The following is a 248-nucleotide window of genomic DNA, read 5'->3' as shown; positions in this document are numbered from 1 at the left end:
AGATTAACATTCAAGCAAATGAACTTTTTTATCAACATAATGCCAAAGTCGGGTTAATAATCCCTATTTTAGTGCGTAGTGATGAGCAAATTCGCGTTAGAATAGACAGCCTAGACCAAGTAAGCGACAATAAAGTGCATTGTAATGAGCTAGGTTGGTTTGCGTTTTCGGGGCAGGGACTTGAGCTGCCAAACGCGCAATTATTAACGCCGAGTAAAGTGTAATTAACTGCGGCATGTTGCGTGCAC

Annotated in this window: 1 pseudogene; it reads left to right on the top strand. The window is 41.5% G+C overall.

From position 1 onward, the window contains the following. Positions 1–224: pseudogene (locus AAEY62_RS23890) on the top strand (hypothetical protein); the annotation flags it as partial. Between the last annotated feature and the right edge of the window lie 24 nt (positions 225–248).

The organism is Pseudoalteromonas sp. GW168-MNA-CIBAN-0100 (assembly GCF_040309225.1).
Lineage (GTDB): Bacteria > Pseudomonadota > Gammaproteobacteria > Enterobacterales > Alteromonadaceae > Pseudoalteromonas > Pseudoalteromonas arctica.
This window is presented reverse-complemented; position numbering and strand designations above follow the sequence as displayed.